The following is a 16,217-nucleotide window of genomic DNA, read 5'->3' as shown; positions in this document are numbered from 1 at the left end:
TAACAGCACCCAAAGACGACCAGGCAACAACAGTGACAGCTTTCAGGACCCAGGACTTTTCGCACATGGTGCATCGTATTCTTGCCGGCGCCTTCGCTCTGCTCATCAGCAGCGTGGTGTTCGGGCAAGCCCCCCAGTCGAGCCCGGCCATTTCCTATACCCGGGACATTCAGCCGATCTTCACCGAGAAATGCGTGGCCTGCCACGCCTGCAACGACGCCGCCTGCCAGCTGAAGCTGGAAAGCCCGGAAGGCGCGGTACGCGGTGCCAGCAAGGTCCCGGTTTACGAGGGCGACCGCAGCAAGGCGGTGCCTACCACGCGGCTGTTCTACGACGCCCATAGCGAGGAGCAATGGCGCAAGAAAGGCTTTTACTCGGTGCTCGACAACCAGGGCAGCCAGGCCGCGCTGATGGCGCGCATGCTGGAGCTGGGGCACAAGACCCCACTCACGCCCAATGCCAAACTGCCCGAGGACATTGTGCTGGGCCTGAGCCGCAACAACATGTGCCCGTTGCCCCATGAGTTCGACGCCTATGCCGGTGCCCATCCCAAGGAGGGCATGCCCTTGGCCGTTACCGGGCTGACCGACAAGGAATACGACACCATGCGCCGCTGGCTGGCGGCCGGGGCGCCTGTTGAGTATCAACCGATCAAGCCAAGCGAAACCGAAGCCAGGCAGATCGCCGAGTGGGAAGAACTGCTCAACCGCCCGGGTTCCACCGAGGCCCTGGTCGGCCGCTGGCTTTACGAGCACCTGTTCCTGGCGCACATCTACTTCGTCGGCGGCGAGCAGGGCCACTTCTTCCAGTGGGTGCGGTCACGCACGCCCAGCGGCCAGCCGGCCGACATCATTGCCACGCGTCGCCCCAACGACCCACCCGGCACCGACTTCTATTACCGCCTGATCCCGGTGCAGGGCGTGATCGTGCACAAGACGCACATCACCTACCCGATGGGGCCGCAGAAGCTCAAGCGGGTGAAGCAGCTGTTCTACGCCGGTGACTGGCATGCTACCGCGCTGCCAGGCTACGGCCCGCGTCACCGCGCCAACCCGTTTGAAACGTTCGAGGCAATCCCGGCAGTGGCGCGCTACCAGTTCATGCTGGATAACGCCGAGTACTTCGTGCGTACGTTCATCCGTGGCCCGGTGTGCCGCGGGCAGATTGCTACCGACGTGATCCGCGACAACTTCTGGGCACTGTTCCAGGAGCCCGCCTTCGACCGCTACATCACGGATGCCAAGTACCGTGGCGAGGCCACCCCGCTGCTGGCCATGCCTGGGCAGATCGATGATGTGGGCAGCGTGCTGAGCCTGTGGCACGCCTACCGCGACAAGCGCAACGAGTACGAAAAGCTGCGTCGCGACGCCTATGCCGACATGCCGGCGCCAGGGTGGTCGACGCTGTGGGCCGGTAACGACAACGCGCTGCTCAGTATCTTCCGCCATTTCGACAGTGCCTCGGTGACCAAGGGCCTGATCGGTGATGTGCCGCTGACCATGTGGTTGTTCGACTACCCGCTGTTCGAGCGCACCTACTACCAGCTGGCGGTCAACTTCGATGTGTACGGCAATGTTTCGCACCAGTTGCAGACGCGCCTTTATTTTGACTTGATCCGCAATGGCGCCGAAGTCAACTTCTTGCGCCTGATGCCGGCCGAAAAGCGCAAGGACATCCTCGGCGACTGGTACCAGAACAGCGGCAAGGTGAAGATGTGGATGGATTATGAAGACATCGACACCGACACGCCCAGTGGCATCTCGCTGGACGCGCGTAACCCCAAGCGCGATTTTGGCCTGAAACTGCTGCAGCGCACCGGCAGCCTGAATGCTGCGCCCGACCCGATAAACCGCTGCCAGGGCGCCTTCTGCTCACGGCCGCAGGTGAGCGAAGAGTTCCGCAATGCCGAGCAGTCGCTCAGCCGCCTGGTGTCGCGCCCGGCTGCGGGGCTGAAGGTGATCAACCAGTTGCCCGAAGCGACCATGCTGCGCATCGAAGGGCAGGGCGGCCAGCGCCAGGTGTACAGCCTGCTGCGCAACCGCGCGCACAGCAACGTGGCGTTCCTGTTGGGTGAGGCGTACCGCTACCAGCCCGGGTTGGATACCCTGACCCTGTACCCGGGCGTGCTCAGCAGCTATCCCAACTTCATCTTCAACGTGCCGACCAAGGATGTGGCGGAGTTTGTCGAGGACCTGGAATATGCGAAAGACGATGCAGCCAGGTTCGAGCGCATCGTCATGCGCTGGGGAGTGCGCCGCAGTCACCCTGAGTTCTGGCGCTACTTCCATGACCTGAACAGCTTCATCAAGGAGACCACGCCGGTCGAGGCGGGTGTGCTGGACATGAACCGCTATGAGAACCTCTGATCGGGTAGGCTGACCTTTCCGGGTACCCTGCGGTCGGAAATGGTGGGTGGTCCGGGGGCTGCTATGCAGCCCAATCGCCGGCAAGCCAGCTCCCACAGGCCTGCGTAGTGCTCAGGCGTGCGCGGTTTTTGTGGGAGCTGGCGTGCCGGCGATGGAGCGCAAAGCGCTCCCGAAGGCCTCAATACACCGGCAAGCGCAGGGTATTTCATGCTGTATTCGCTTCAGGCACTGCGGGCGTTCGCCGCCTGGGTGGTGGTCTGCCACCATTTCATGCAGATCTTCTTCGACTTCCACGCCACCGGCCCCATCGGCCAACTGCTCACCGACCGTGGCGCCGTGGGGGTCGACATCTTCTTCGTCATCAGCGGGCTGGTCATCTACCTGTCGACCCGCGACAAAACCATCGAACCGCGCCAGTTCCTGCTCAATCGGGTACTGCGTATTGTTCCTGCCTACTGGTTCTACACCGCATTGATGGCCGCGTTGCTGCTGGCCTTCAGCCAATGGATGCCACATCAGGAATTCGCCTGGCATCACCTGCTCTTGTCAATGTTGTTCATCCCGGCGGAGAACCCCGGAGGCTATGGCCTGTACCCGACCCTGAACGTGGGCTGGACGCTGAACTTCGAGATGTTTTTCTACCTGCTTTTCGGCCTGGCCTTCCTGGTACGCCAACGGCATCACTTGCTGTTGGTTACCGTTGCTCTGCTACTGGTCAGCGAGGTACTGGGGCGCATGGGTGTGGTCAGCCGCTTCTACAACAACGACATCATCTACGAGTTCCTGCTCGGCATCGGTGTGGGCGTGCTGTACCGTCGCGGGATGATCCGCCAGGGCAGGTGGTTGCCGCTGGCTTTGCTGGGCGTGGCCAGCCTGGCGATCTACCACCTGGACGCTTCCCAGCGCTTGCTGCATTGGGGGGTGCCAAGTGCGATGATCGTGCTGGTCTTTGTGGCCCTGGAGCCACTGTTCCAAGGCAATCGGCTGCTCAAGGCCCTTGGCGATTGTTCGTACTCGGTGTACCTGATCCATGTCCTGGTGCTGTATGCCGGCTGGTTCGCCAGCCAGCGCCTGCATCTGAACCCGTATCTGGTATTTGCCCTGTGCGTGCCGTCCATTGGACTAATGTCGTGGTTCAGCTACCGGTGGCTGGAGCGCGGCCTGTACCGGCGCATGCAGGCCTGGCTGGCGGCGCCACGGGGGCCATCCCGTGAATATGCGCTTTCCCGAGTCAATTACTAGGACTTTGTTCAAGGGCCGGGTTGGCGTACACTTGGCCGCAAGTCTGTGAGGAACCTACATGAGCGCTATAACCATTACCGACGCCGCCCATGATTACCTGGCCGATCTGCTTTCCAAGCAGAATACGCCTGGCATCGGCATTCGCATTTTTATCACCCAGCCTGGCACCCAGTACGCAGAGACGTGCATTGCCTACTGCAAGCCGGGCGAAGAGAAGCCTGACGACACCGCCGTGGGTCTGAAGAGCTTCACCGCTTACCTGGACGCAGTCAGCGTGCCGTTCCTGGAAGACGCACTGGTCGACTACGCCACCGACCGCATGGGTGGCCAGCTGACCATCAAGGCGCCTAACGCCAAGGTGCCGATGGTCAACGAAGACAGCCCGATCAACGAGCGTATCAACTATTACCTGCAGACCGAGATCAACCCCGGGCTGGCCAGCCACGGTGGTCAGGTCAGTTTGGTGGATGTGGTCGACGATGGCATTGCCGTGCTGCAGTTCGGTGGCGGCTGCCAGGGTTGTGGCCAGGCAGATGTCACCCTGAAGGAAGGCATCGAGCGCACCCTGCTCGAGCGTATTCCGGAGCTCAAGGGCGTGCGTGACGTGACTGACCACACCCAGAAAGAGAACGCCTACTACTGACGTCGACGCGCTCCTGTAGGGTTCGCGTAAATGCGGCTCTCTTAGCAACAAACTGTTACGGTTTCAACCCCTGCGACAACAGGCCGCAGCCCGGTTTCAAAGGGCTGCAGGCCATCCCCGCCTTCGTCGGGTAGAACCCCTTGGGGTGTCATGCCAGAATGCCCCGGTTTTTCAGCCGGCCCGTCCCGAGGGTCGGCACCTTCCCTGTAAAGGATGGTTTCATGAATGATCTATACACCCGGCGCGCCGTTGTCGCCGGGATGGGCGTTCTCGGGCTTGGCCTGCTGGCAGGCTGCAGCCCGGCCCGGGGGCTCGAGTTCAAGTACGGCAAGAACATGAGCAACGAAATCCTCGGGCGCAAGTTCAGCCTCAAAGACCCGCAAGGTAACGTGCGCACCCTGTCGAGCTTCTACGGCAGCATGCCGATGATCTTCTTCGGGTTCACCCAATGCCCGGCGGTTTGCCCGACCACCCTGGCGCGCGCGGCACAAATCCGCAACCTGCTGCGCGGTCGTGACCGCGACCTGTTCCAGGTAGTGTTCATCACCCTGGACCCGGAGCGCGACACCCCCGAGGTGCTCGATGCCTACGTCAAGGCCTTTGACCCCACGTTCACCGCGCTCACCGGCACCCCGGAAGATATCGCCGCAGTGGCCAAGGAGTTCAAGGTGTTCTACGAGAAGGTCCCGGCCGGTGACACCTATACGATTTCTCACTCGTCCACCAGCTACGTCTACGATACGCGTGGCACCCTGCGCCTGAGCCTGGGCCATTCCCTGAATGCCAAGGAATGCGCCGAAGACCTGGTTACCCTGATGGAGATCTGCTGAATGTCGATGCAACCGATCAAACGCGGCCTGGCTGCCCTGGCACTGATGGGTCTGGCCCTGCCGGCCCTGGCCCAGACTACCGTGAGCGATGCCTGGGTCCGTGCCAGCGTGCCGCACCAGCAGTCCACCGGTGCCTTCATGACCCTGACCGCCAGCAGCGACAGCAAGCTGGTGAGCGTGGCTTCGCCCGTGGCCAAGACCGTGCAGGTGCACGAAATGACCATGAACGGCGACGTGATGGGCATGCGTGAGGTGAAGGCTGTCGAGTTGCCGGCCGGCAAGGCCGTGACCCTGGACCCCAATGGCCTGCATGTGATGCTGATGGGCCTGAACGAACAGGTGAAGGAAGGCGATAAAGTGCCGCTGACCCTTACCATCGAGGATGCCAAAGGGGCCAAGGAAACCCTCGACGTGCAGGCCGAAGTGCGTCCGCTCAACGCCGAGGCCGGCGGTGGGCATGACCACATGCACATGAAGCACTGATAACGTTGAACGGGGCAGCCTGTGGGAGCGGGCTTGCCCCGCGAACACCGGCAAAGCCGGTGCCATTCACCGCGTTGTCTCCTTCGCGGGGCAAGCTCGCTCCCACGGCGGCCCCTGGTTCAATCAGCTGCGAAACTTGGGCAGCGGCCTGTCGAGTGTCAGCGAGGTCAGGGTCTTTCGAACCTGGGCCTCATCGGCCTCCAGTGCCTTCAGGCTGGCGCGGATCTTGCCGGCGGCGGGCACATCGCCCTGCCGGTCGATCCAGTCGGCAATCTCCTTGCAGGCGCTGTTCAGGCAGGCCTGGCGCTGGTTCATCAGCGACAGGAGGGTGGTGAGCTCTCTTTCGGACATGGCAGGATCCTCCATTCAGCCTTGTCAGTGTAGCAGAGGGTTGGCGGGGCTCCTGCTGCCTCTGGAGGACATGGCGAAAACGCGGAAAAATGGCCGCTCCGTTGCCCAAGTAACATCGAGTTACTATTTTGGGCGGATAAACGCAATGTTTAAACCGTTGCCACCACTCCGCATGCGGTACCAACCTGCACTGCTTGATCAGGTGTGCTGAATAGTTCTGCGATGCAGTTTTGCAAGGGGTAGGCCTGCTTTCGGCATTAATTAATGGGTGTAGGAATATTCCAAGCCTGAATTTTCCTGCGCTGGCCGTGCCGCAATGGTTACAACTTTAGCGTTGAGCCCGGTGTTGAATGAACTCTAAATTCAGCCGACCTAAACCGCTGGCTCAGGAATACAGCCATGATGCAGGCGTTGAGTCGTAACCCCGGAACACGTTCTCTGGCGGTGGGCTATTGCTTTTCCAAATGTGGTGAGTTTGCGTTCGAAGCTGCGTTTGCTGTGGCAATCGTGTCCATGACCGAGGCGGATCTGCTTTTGATTGGCATCGCCTATTTCTTCCGCTACTTGCCGAGCATGGTGTGTTCACCCTTGGGCGGTTGGCTGGCAGATAGCGCCGACAAGAAACGAATACTTTTGGCGGTAGAGGCGGCCAAAGGCCTGCTGGCACTTGCCTTCTTTACCTTGTTCAGCTTGTCCTCACCCGTGTTACCGGTCCTGGTCGGCCTTGCGATGTGATGACAGCGCTCGAATGCCTTTATGTGCCTGCGTTTCGCGCGTACTTTCCCGAACTTGTCGCAAAGCAACAGCTGGCCTCGGTCAACAGCGGTATTCAGGTGATCGAGGATGCTGCCTCGATTATCGGGCCTCTGGTGTTTTCGGCATGTGTGTTACTGCTGTCTCGCGAAGCAACCTTCCTGTTCTTTGCGGCGTGCCTGGTGTTGTCGGCCATTTCCATCGCTACCCTTGGGCCTGCCAGGCAGGGCGTCCGGCAGGTATTCGATGGGCGCGCCATTGTCCGGGATGCGGCGCGCAGTGTAAGTCAGCTCAGGGTCAGCAATGCGCCTTTGTTTGCTGTTATTGGCTGCACCACGCTCTGTGCGATGTTCGCCACGTCGGTGATTCGCTTCATTCTTCCTGCGTCAGTGCTGGAACACTTCGCCTCTGAAGCGGCGGTGGGTTACGTATTTTCACTGCTTGCTGCAGGCACCGTATTGGGTGGCATGCTCTACACACGCTTCAACCCGCGCACAACCGCACGACTGGTGGTGCGTTACTGGGTGCTGTACGGCGCACTGTTTTTTGCTGCAGCCGTGGCACTGCAATTCAACAGCTGGCTGTTTCTGCTGTTCTTGTTCATGGTCGGCTTCATGGGGGCATTTGTCGACATCGCGATCGTGACCAACATCCAGTGCTTGTCGAACGAGCAGGAAGTTGGCAGAAATTTTTCCCTCCATTACTTCACCGCTGTCATTGGTGACGCCGCTTCAGGGCTGGTTGCCAGCCTGGTCTTTGTGCTTGCGGGGCCGGCCACCTTGATCTGGATGACGCTCATGCTGTTCATCGCGCCAGTGCGCTGGAACCTGAAAGCACATTCCCTTGATGGCGACCATCGTGAATAGCCCGACGCGCGATGTTGGCGCATGGGGCAAGCTTGAGTTGCAGGGCGTCAGGCGGGTAATGCCGAGTGAGCGCATGCCTGCCGATACGCCCCTGGTGTCACCCCGTAGGCCTGCTTGAACTGCCGGCTCAAATGGCTCTGGTCGGCAAAGCCAAGGTCGAACGCCACCTCCGAAGCGGCCAGGCCGCTCTTCAGCATTTCCCGGGCGCGGACCAGGCGCCGCTGCTTCAGCCAGGCGTGCGGCGGCTGGCCGGTGGCCTGGCGAAACACCCGGGCGAAGTGGAAGGGCGACAGGTTGACGGCTGCCGCCAGCGCTTCGAGCGAGGGCGGGTCGGCCAATTGGCTTTCCAGCAGTTCGCGGGCGCGGGCCACGGCCAGGGGTTCGTGGCCGGGGGCCGAGGGTTCGGCGCATTGCCCGTGCCGCTGCACCAGGGCCAGTACCGCCTGGCGCCAGGCGGTCTGTTGCTGCAGGGCGCTGGCGCCGTTTTCGGACAACTGATGGAGTTGGCTGAAGGCGATGGCCAGGGCCGGGTCGTGGATCACGCTGTCCTTGAAGCTGGGCATGCCGTGGCGGCCCAGTTCCAGTTCGTCCAGTACACAGGTGACCCGCTCGTGCTCGGGGTAGAAGCCGCGATAACGCCAGCCTGCCTCATGGGCGGTGGCGCCGGTATGCAGCTCGTCGGGGTTGATCAGCACCATGCTGCCGACCGGCGCCAGGTGCTCACTGCCCCGGTGCCAGAAGCGCTGGGCGCCGGATTCGATCACGGTGAATACATAGCCTTCATGCACATGCGGGGCGAACCGCTGCTGGACGTAGCGCGCGTGCAGCATCTCGACGTCGCCCAGGGCCGGCGCTTGCCAGAGGTGTGTCTGTTCGCGCAGGGGCGGGTTCATGCCAGCCAGCTGCGTAGAAGGAAGAAGATCAACATGCTCACCAGCATGCTCAGCAACACGCTGCGGGTCAACAGTACCAGGGCGATGGCCACCAGAGAACCCAGCAGGTAGGGGTTGAGCAGGCTCAGGTTGAGCTGGTGGTCGGGCATGAAGATGATCGGGCCGCAGATGGCAGTGAGCATGCCCGGCACGGCAAAGCCGAGGAACTGCCGGGCGTTGGAGCTCAGCCGCAAGGGGAGCCGTGGCTCCAGGAACGCGTAGCGGTTGAGGAACACAATGGCGCCCATGGCGAAAATCAGGATCCAGGTCATGCTCGGGCTCCGGCAAATTTCTGGCAGATGAACCCGGCGCTCATGCCCAGCAGGCCTGCGACCACCAGGGCGGTTTCCCAATGCCAGTGGCTGAACAGGACCGAGCAGAACAGCGACACGGCGACGCACACCACGGTCGGCAGGTTGCGCACCAGCGGTGCAATCAGGGCGACGAAGGTGGCGACGATGGAAAAGTCCAGGCCGAGTTGGTCCAGGTGGGGAATGTTCTGGCCCAGCAGGATACCGGCCAGGGTGAACAGGTTCCAGGCGACGTAGAACGTCAGGCCTACCCCCAAGGCGTACCAGCGGTTGAATTGCTGCTGGTCGTACTGGCTGGTCAACGCGAAGAATTCGTCGGTCAGCAGAAAGCCCAGGCCCAACCGCCAGCGCAATGGCTGGCTGGACAGCACCGGGCGCATCGACAGGCCATACAGCAGGTGCTGCGAGGTCAGCAGCAGGGTGGTGAGCAGGATCGACGCCAGGTTGGCGCCGCCCTTGAGCATACCAATGGCGACCAATTGCGCGGCACCGGCGAAGACGATGGCCGATAGCCCTTGCCCCTGCCAGGCACTGAGGTTGGCCTCGATGGCCATGGAACCGGCCAGCAGGCCCCAGGGGGCGACGGCCAGGGACAGCGGCATGATGGCGATAGCGCCGTGGAGGAAGGCTTGGCGAGCGATGTGGGGCATGATGGCTGCAACGCGTGTACGAGGCAGATCAGCATGCCAGACGGGGCGGGGGATGGCTTGAACGATCTTGCTGATCGGGTTTGATTTCAAGGCAACCACAAGCCCTGTAGGAGCAGCCTTGTGCTGCGAAGAGGTCATTGCAGCCGAAAACAATCTTTAGCCTTACCGGCCTCTTCGCAGCACAAGGCTGCGCCTACAGTGATCGCGCGGAATACAAAGTTTGAGTGAGACAGTTGCCCAACAGGGACCGCGTCTGGCAGAGGATCACGGGCGGCTGGTCAGGTGCTGTTGCGCTGTCACGCAGCCGTTGATGTCCACGGCTTTCTGCAGCAGGCTCAGACGGTGCGGTGGGTCCAGGTCGCCGAGCAGGCGGTACACCTCGGCCTGGTAGTCGCGCTGCCGGCCCCAGAGCATTTCGAGACCTTGAGGCTGGCTGCGGCTGCAGGTCAGGCGGGTGGCTGGCTGCGGGTAGTAAGGGGCGTACACGGTGGCCATGCTGGGGATGGCTTCCAGCGCTGCACGGTACTCGCTGCTGGTGTTGTAGGGCCGGCACCAGGTAGCGATCGCTGGCGCGGGTGCAGCAAAACCCTGCTTGAGACTGGCTTCGAGCAACGGGCAGGCGGCATCCGGTATTTGCGTGGCGGGCAGATAAGTCATGTAGTACAGCGCCAGGCGGTACTGCGCAACCGGGTGGCCCAGCTCTACCGACTTTTTCAACAGGGCAACCGCTGTCGGCAGCGTGTGGGCCATGGCTTGGCCCTGGCGGCTGAGCTCGGGGTCGCTGCCCAGGGCGGTACGCAGGGTGCTGGTATCGTCGCCCTGACGATCGGCCTGCTCCAGCAGCGGCAAGGCCTGGCGGTAGAGCAGGTCGGCGTGAGGGTCGATGCTCACCTCCAGCGCGTGCGCAGCCAGCGGCATCAGGGCGACCAACAGCGGGGTCAGGCGTCGCGTGCGGCTCACAGGCAAGCCCCGTGGACGGCCATGCAAGGAGGGGCGGCTTCGATGTTAATAGCGGTCAAGCGTACGCCTCGGGAAAATCGGAACGACGGCCTATTCTAGCCACCCAAGGGGGGTGGCCGGAAGACCACTCGGCAACTGTCAGACGAGCTTGATCGGTGTGACCTTGCGTTGAGCGTGTTTTTCCTGGGCGAGGCCAAGCTTTGCGGTAATCACTTTGGCCAGGGCGTTGTTACCCAGGTCGTTCAGGTGCAGGCGGTCGATGAACAGGTCCGCGCCGAACACCGGCGAGCTGCTGAGCATGCTGTTCATGTCGTAGCAGGGCACTGGGTCGGCCTGGCTTTTGATACGGCGGAAAAAGGCCGAGTGCAACTGGCTATCGAATGCGCCGTCGAGCAGCCGGTCGAAGTTCGCCGGTTGTTGCTCCAGCGCGGCCAACATGGCTTGCTCACCAACGGGCAAGGTGTCCCGACACCAGGGCAGCAGCGGCTGCAGGATGAAGGTGAGGGTGGCATGGCTGTCTGCCAGCAACCTGTCCCACTGACGCAAGGTCCGGCCAATGCTGTCGGCCGCGCGAGCCAAGCGCTTCTCCGGGGGTGACAGCGGCCAGAAGGCCGGGGGGGCGGTCGCAGGTGTGGTCAGGGCCTGGCCGATGCGCCGCCACAGTGACTGCCGGCGGGGTGGTGCGGCAGGCTGCATGCCTTCGCTGAAGCTGTTGAGAAAGGCCTGGTAGGCCTTGGCGTGCTGTGGGTCGTTGGGGCTGGCGAGGACTTCGCACAGCGCTTCATGGGCCAGGCTGTTGAGGCCACTGAGCACCACCACGTGGCCGAGTTGGCCAAGGCGGTGCTGGTGAGTCAGGAACATCAGTAGTTCCTGGCCAGCATTGAGACCGCAACCGGCCAGGCTCAGCCACACCTCGCCGGTAAGGGCCGACAGGTGCGAGGCCACCGTGTGCTCGTCGGAGCTGGCGCCGATACCCAGGGCGGTCGAGCCGCCGACCAGCAGGTTGATACGTGAGGCGCCGCCGCGTTCTGCCGCCGAAAAACGCTTGCCGGCAAAGTGGCTGTAGCGCAGGCCAAGGGCATCAGTGTTGATGGTTCCGGACCGGTAGCCGGTTTCATGCACGTGCACAGTGTGCGGCGCACGGCGGCTGCCCAACAGCAGAAAGCGTTGGTAGTCCTGCTGCAACGGTGAAGGAGACGGGCCTGTATCAGTCGCTGTCATGGTCTTTCCTTCTGTTGCACCGGGCGTTTCGCATCCGCTTCAGGCCGCCAGTTCGTTGAGGTTGTACAGCAGGCCGCCAGCGGCAATCAGCAGCAGGGCAACGCCCGAAGCCAGGCTGATCACCCGGTTGCTGCGCTGCGAAGCGATCTTGCCGATGGCGAAGATGTACAGGCTGAGCACGGCGAAATCGATGGCCACCCACAGCAGCGACAACACCACCATGCTTTTGCCGAATGACTCGGTGATCTGGATGAACTGGGGGAAGAAGGCAATGAAGAAAATGATGTCCTTGGGGTTGGAAATGCCCACCATGAAGCCTTGCAGCAGCCCGCCACGCGCGGTTTTGGGTGCCTCGCTCGTCGCGTCCGGGGCCGGCGCCTGCAGCACATCTCTTAAAGTGCCCACGGCGATGTAGCCGATGAACAGGCAGCCCAGCAGGCTCATGGTGCTGAGCCATGCCTTGTCGATGGCGGCACTGGTGAGGATGATCCAGGCTGCGGCACCGATCAGCACCAGTGAGGCCCAGTTGGTGCCAACGGCAGTGAACATGGCCTTGCGCGAACCGGATGCAGCCGCGGTGTTGACGATCAGTGCCACTACGGGGCCTGGGGTGGCGATGAGCAGCAGGACGGTGAGGGCATAGGTGGCGGTGAGTGCGGTATTCACGGTCAGTTCTCGATCAGTAGGTCGGGTGTCGCCGGGTATGCGGCATGTGCGTGGAACGGGCAGCGTGACGGGTTGAGCGAGCCAGCCTCCTGCAACTGGTACTGCTTCCACTCGAAGTTGTCGTCATCGCCGAAAAAACCCAGGGTGTCAGGCATGACGCCGTCGTTGTAGTGGTGCACGCGCTCGCGAATACGCTCGCGGATTCGCTTGCCACTTTCGGTACTGGCGTTGGCCACTTCGTCGAAGTTCGCCCGTGGATTGATGACGAAGGTGATGTGATGCCCCAGGTTGCGGCTTTTCATCTGCTGGTGGCCGGGGAAGTTCATGTTGATGAACAAGGGCATGCCGGCATAGCAGAACGACCAGCCGTTGTCGTCGGGGTCGGTCGGCATGCCCTGCGGCCATGGGTGCGGGTCGCGCGCATGCACGCCACGCAGCACCTTCCAGGCCAGTGCCTGCTGTTCGGCCAGGGTGTAATCGGCGGCGGTTTCGAGAAACACCACCAGCGGGCTGCCGATGCGCTGCTTGGGTGTGATCGGGGCGATGGCGCGCACGTAGTCGGCCAGACCCTGGGCGATATCATCGGCGAGTTGCTCGGCACGGGCGAAGAGTATGTGGCAGGTTTCGCCGTTTACCGCCTTGCGGCCGAACAGGCAAGGGAAGTCGGGGTTGGCGAGAATACTGCGAAAGTGTTCTATGGTTTTGAAAGTCCAGTGTTGCGTAGTGCATCCATGTTCAACGGCCAGCTCTAGCGCATCCAGGCGATAGCAAGTTCCATATCCCGTAAACATGATTTCCCCAGGCGTTAATTAAGTGAACGTTCCAGTCATATGCAGGCAGGATCTTGGTTATCTTTATTATTTACCTGCATTTTCCGAGACGCTCTCGACGTTGTAAAACGCGTGGAACTGTGACCTACTATTAGTCTTATTCATGCTCGGGACGCCGCCATGTCGGAACGGATTCAGGCCTTGCACGCCCTGCGTGCCTTCGAGGTGGCCTCTCGCTATGGCTCTTTTACCCGTGCGGCGGAAGAACTGGCCCTGACCCAGGGGGCGGTCAGCCATCACATCAAGACCCTGGAAGCCCTGTTTGGCTGCGACTTGTTCGAACGGCGTGGCCCGAAACTCAGCCTGACCGAGCACGGGCGCCTGCTGGCGCAAGAGCTGAAAGTTGGCTTCAAGATCATCGAAAATGCTTGCGCATTGCTGCGCCAGGACCGCTACGGCCTGCGCTTGAAGGCGCCTTCCACGCTCACCGTGCGCTGGCTGTTGCGGGCGCTGGATGCGTTCAAGAAGGCCGAGGACAACTGCAGCGTGCAACTGTCCAGCGTGTGGATGGACATCGACACCGTGGACTTCTATTCCGAGCCCTACGACTGCGCCATTCTGTTGGCCAGCGGGCGTTTCCCCGCCGATATCGAGAGTTTCAAGCTGTTCGATGAGTGGTTGATCCCGGTGTGCCACCCCGATTACATGCCACAGGCCCAACCGGCCTTGGCCGACCTCGCCCAGTGCGAAATTCTGCACCCGTCACCCGACCGGCGCGACTGGCGGCGCTGGCTGGCGCGGATGGACGCACTGGACATCAGCATCGACCAGGGGCAGGTGTTCGATACGCTCGACCAAGGTATTTCGGCTGCGCAGCAAGGCCTGGGTATTTCGGTGGTCGACCTGGTGCTGGCCAGTGCCGACCTGCAGGCGGGGCGCCTGGCCACGCCGTTCAAGCATGCAGTGGCCACCGGTGACGGTTACTACATGACCTGGCTCAAGGCCAGCCCGAAAGCGCGGCAAATGCACAAGCTGCGCGACTTCCTGCTTGGCCAGGTGCCACCGCTGGCCCACAAGGACATCAACTATCTGTACGGTTGAACACCCGCTCAAGCATGAAATCGATGAACACCCGTAACTTCGGCGGCACCTGCCGCCCGGACGGCCACAGCAGATAGAAACTGCCACGCCGCTCCATGAAGCTGTCGAGTACGCTGACCAGTGAGCCGTTGCCCAGTTCGCGACGTACGTTGAAGTCCGGCAGGCAGGTGATGCCACGGTGGTTCAAGGCAAAGCAGACGCGTGTCTCGACATGGTTGCAAACCATCGAGATGGGGATGTCGTAGGCTTGTTCGGGGTGCTCCTGGCGCAGCGGCCAGGTTTCCAGCTTGCCATTGCTCGGGAAGCGATAATGCAGGCAGGTATGCGCGGCCAGGTCGCGCGGGTGCAAGGGTGTGCCGCGTTCGTGCAGGTACTCGGGCGAGGCCACCAGGCGGTGCTGGAAGTGCCCCAGGAATTTGGCGTTGAGCCGCGAATCCACCGGCTGCCCACCGCGCATCACCACATCGAAGCCTTCGCCGACGATATCCACCATGCGGTCGGAAAAGTCCAGGTCCAGTTCCACCTGCGGATACAGCGCCATGAACTCCGCCAGCGCCGGCATCACCAGCGCTGTGACCTGTGGCATGCTGACGCGCAAGCGGCCACGCGGGCTTACGCTGGCCTGAGACAGCGCCTGCTCGGTGGCCTCGATTTCGGCCAGAATGCGCCGGCTGCGCTCGAGGAACAGCGTGCCTTCGGCGGTGAGGGTGATGCTGCGTGTGCTGCGGTGGAACAGGCGCACACCCAGGCGGCTTTCCAGGCGCGCAACGCGTTTGCCCACGGCCGAGGCACTGATACCCAGCGACTGGCCGGCGGCGACGAAGCTGCGGGTTTCGGCCACCCGGTTGAAGACCACGAAGCCGCTGAGGCTGTCCATGCTGCTTTCCTGATTGCGGACATGGGTGTCCGGGGTGAGCGGCATTGTAGCCACCTTTTTCCGCTGTAAGCTTCCCTTGCAGACTGTCCGCCTTGTTTTCCTGCTCAAGGCACTTGCAATGTCACAGACATCCTCCCCCCTGCTGCTGGATGCCAGCCGCGAACGCCTGCCCGTCAGCGGGCTGCTGGCGCTGGCCATGACCGGCTTTATCGCCATCCTCAGCGAAACCTTGCCGGCGGGCTTGCTCGACCAGATCGCCAACGGCATGCACATCAGCCAGGCCATGGCCGGGCAATGGGTCACGGCCTATGCGCTTGGCTCGTTGCTGACGGCAATCCCGCTGGTGACCCTGACCCAGGGCTGGTATCGCCGGCGGGCCCTGTTGCTGGCGATCATCGGCTTTGTGCTGTTCAACGGGCTGACTGCCTTGTCGACGTCCAACAGCGTGACCTTGGTCCTGCGCTTTTTCACCGGCGCTGCCGCCGGGCTGGCCTGGGGCCTGATCGCTGGCCATGCCCGGCGCATGGTGCCGGTGGCACAGCAGGGCCGGGCCATGGCGTTGGCCATGCTCGGGCAGCCGATTGCCTTGTCGCTCGGGCTGCCGATTGCCACCTGGCTGGGCGCCGGGCTGGGCTGGCGTGCAACGTTTGTTGTGGTCACCGTGGTGGCGTTGCTGCTGGTGGTGTGGGTGCTGCGCTCGGTGCCGGAGTACCCGGGGCATGCCGCCGGCAACCGCCGGGCGGCCAAGCAGGTGCTGCGCACGCCGGGGGTGTTGCTCGTGCTGCTGGTGATCCTGAGCTGGATCCTTGGCCACAACATTCTCTACACCTACATTGTGCCGCTGCTGGCGGCGGCCGGCATGGCTGCCGACATTGGCCCGGTGCTGATGGTGTTTGGCCTTTCGGCTCTGGCCGGAATTGGCATGGTGGGGTTGCTGGTCGACCGGCATTTGCGCACGCTGGTCTTGCTCAGCCTGGTCGGTTTTGCCTTGGCCACACTGGCATTGGGGCAGGCGTCGTCGTGGTTGATGTACCTGAGCATCGCCCTGTGGGGCCTGACCTACGGTGGCGCACCCACCCTGCTGCAGACCGCCTGTGCCGATGCTGCGGGCGAGGGGGGAGATGTGGCGCAGTCGATGCTGGTGACCGTGTGGAACAGTGCTATCGCTCTGGGCGGGATCGTGGGGGGCGTGTTG

At 62.4% G+C, this 16,217-nt stretch carries 16 protein-coding genes and 1 pseudogene; 8 read left to right on the top strand and 9 right to left on the bottom strand.

All coding sequences use genetic code 11. From position 1 onward, the window contains the following. The first annotated feature begins 65 nt into the window (after positions 1–65). The 5 genes from AC07XM_RS04705 to AC07XM_RS04685 all read left to right on the top strand — a co-directional run bounded on the left by AC07XM_RS04705 (position 66) and on the right by AC07XM_RS04685 (position 5,564). Entirely contained in the window at positions 66–2,366 is a 2,301-nt protein-coding gene (locus AC07XM_RS04705) for a fatty acid cis/trans isomerase (RefSeq protein ID WP_016485952.1), read from the top strand. Between the two features lie 207 nt (positions 2,367–2,573). Continuing rightward, positions 2,574–3,608, top strand: coding sequence for an acyltransferase family protein (locus tag AC07XM_RS04700; protein ID WP_102689231.1), 1,035 nt, complete (start codon positions 2,574–2,576; stop codon positions 3,606–3,608). 58 nt (positions 3,609–3,666) lie between these two features. Beyond that, positions 3,667–4,251 carry a Fe-S biogenesis protein NfuA gene (nfuA, locus tag AC07XM_RS04695; RefSeq protein WP_012271640.1) on the top strand — a complete coding sequence of 195 codons (585 nt, stop codon included), beginning with the start codon at positions 3,667–3,669 and terminating at the stop codon, positions 4,249–4,251. A 221-nt stretch (positions 4,252–4,472) separates the two neighbouring features. Continuing rightward, positions 4,473–5,081 carry an SCO family protein gene (locus AC07XM_RS04690; protein WP_102689230.1) on the top strand — a complete coding sequence of 203 codons (609 nt, stop codon included), beginning with the start codon at positions 4,473–4,475 and terminating at the stop codon, positions 5,079–5,081. Continuing rightward, positions 5,082–5,564, top strand: a complete 483-nt coding sequence (locus tag AC07XM_RS04685) for a copper chaperone PCu(A)C (protein ID WP_016485955.1) — start codon at positions 5,082–5,084, stop codon at positions 5,562–5,564. Between the two features lie 123 nt (positions 5,565–5,687). Here the strand turns inward: AC07XM_RS04685 and AC07XM_RS04680 are convergent, their stop codons facing one another. Further along, positions 5,688–5,915, bottom strand: a complete 228-nt coding sequence (locus AC07XM_RS04680) for a hypothetical protein (protein ID WP_024717704.1) — start codon at positions 5,913–5,915, stop codon at positions 5,688–5,690. Between the two features lie 402 nt (positions 5,916–6,317). Between AC07XM_RS04680 and AC07XM_RS04675 the strand changes: the two are divergent. Further along, positions 6,318–7,534, top strand: a pseudogene (locus AC07XM_RS04675) (MFS transporter). Positions 7,535–7,581: 47 nt separating this feature from the next. On the opposite strand, the gene AC07XM_RS04670 reads toward AC07XM_RS04675, so the two are convergent. The 7 genes from AC07XM_RS04670 to AC07XM_RS04640 form a co-directional block, all read right to left on the bottom strand. Then, positions 7,582–8,427 (bottom strand): AraC family transcriptional regulator, encoded by an 846-nt coding sequence (locus AC07XM_RS04670; protein WP_060518815.1) that lies wholly within the window; start codon positions 8,425–8,427, stop codon positions 7,582–7,584. Next, positions 8,424–8,738, bottom strand: a complete 315-nt coding sequence (locus AC07XM_RS04665; RefSeq protein WP_010953340.1) for an AzlD domain-containing protein — start codon at positions 8,736–8,738, stop codon at positions 8,424–8,426. Before AC07XM_RS04665 ends, AC07XM_RS04670 begins: the two co-directional genes overlap by 4 nt. Next, positions 8,735–9,427 (bottom strand): AzlC family ABC transporter permease, encoded by a 693-nt coding sequence (locus AC07XM_RS04660; RefSeq protein WP_024717703.1) that lies wholly within the window; start codon positions 9,425–9,427, stop codon positions 8,735–8,737. The genes AC07XM_RS04665 and AC07XM_RS04660 overlap by 4 nt, the downstream gene beginning before the upstream one ends. Before the next feature lie 264 nt (positions 9,428–9,691). Next, a complete protein-coding gene (locus AC07XM_RS04655) occupies positions 9,692–10,387 on the bottom strand; it encodes an SEL1-like repeat protein (RefSeq protein WP_016485959.1) in 696 nt (231 codons plus the stop codon). Positions 10,388–10,525: 138 nt separating this feature from the next. Then, positions 10,526–11,608 (bottom strand): hypothetical protein, encoded by a 1,083-nt coding sequence (locus tag AC07XM_RS04650; RefSeq protein WP_060518814.1) that lies wholly within the window; start codon positions 11,606–11,608, stop codon positions 10,526–10,528. A gap of 39 nt (positions 11,609–11,647) precedes the next feature. Continuing rightward, the gene (locus AC07XM_RS04645) at positions 11,648–12,274 is read right to left on the bottom strand and encodes a LysE family translocator (RefSeq protein WP_102689229.1); all 627 of its coding nucleotides are present in this window, start codon (positions 12,272–12,274) and stop codon (positions 11,648–11,650) included. A 2-nt stretch (positions 12,275–12,276) separates the two neighbouring features. Further along, on the bottom strand, positions 12,277–13,065 hold the full coding sequence (locus AC07XM_RS04640) for a YqcI/YcgG family protein (protein WP_016485962.1): 789 nt from the start codon (positions 13,063–13,065) through the stop codon (positions 12,277–12,279). Between the two features lie 159 nt (positions 13,066–13,224). On the opposite strand from AC07XM_RS04640, the gene AC07XM_RS04635 reads away from it, so the two are divergent. Then, positions 13,225–14,145 carry a LysR substrate-binding domain-containing protein gene (locus AC07XM_RS04635; RefSeq protein ID WP_016485963.1) on the top strand — a complete coding sequence of 307 codons (921 nt, stop codon included), beginning with the start codon at positions 13,225–13,227 and terminating at the stop codon, positions 14,143–14,145. Here AC07XM_RS04635 and AC07XM_RS04630 read toward each other — a convergent pair. Continuing rightward, positions 14,126–15,022, bottom strand: a complete 897-nt coding sequence (locus AC07XM_RS04630) for a LysR family transcriptional regulator (protein ID WP_102689239.1) — start codon at positions 15,020–15,022, stop codon at positions 14,126–14,128. The genes AC07XM_RS04635 and AC07XM_RS04630 overlap by 20 nt on opposite strands. A gap of 118 nt (positions 15,023–15,140) precedes the next feature. Here AC07XM_RS04630 and AC07XM_RS04625 point away from each other — a divergent pair. Further along, positions 15,141–16,217 (top strand): MFS transporter (locus AC07XM_RS04625; RefSeq protein WP_102690318.1); only part of this gene is annotated, 1,077 nt, incomplete at its 3' end.

Source organism: Pseudomonas sp. GW460-LB5 (assembly GCF_059423245.1).
This window is presented reverse-complemented; position numbering and strand designations above follow the sequence as displayed.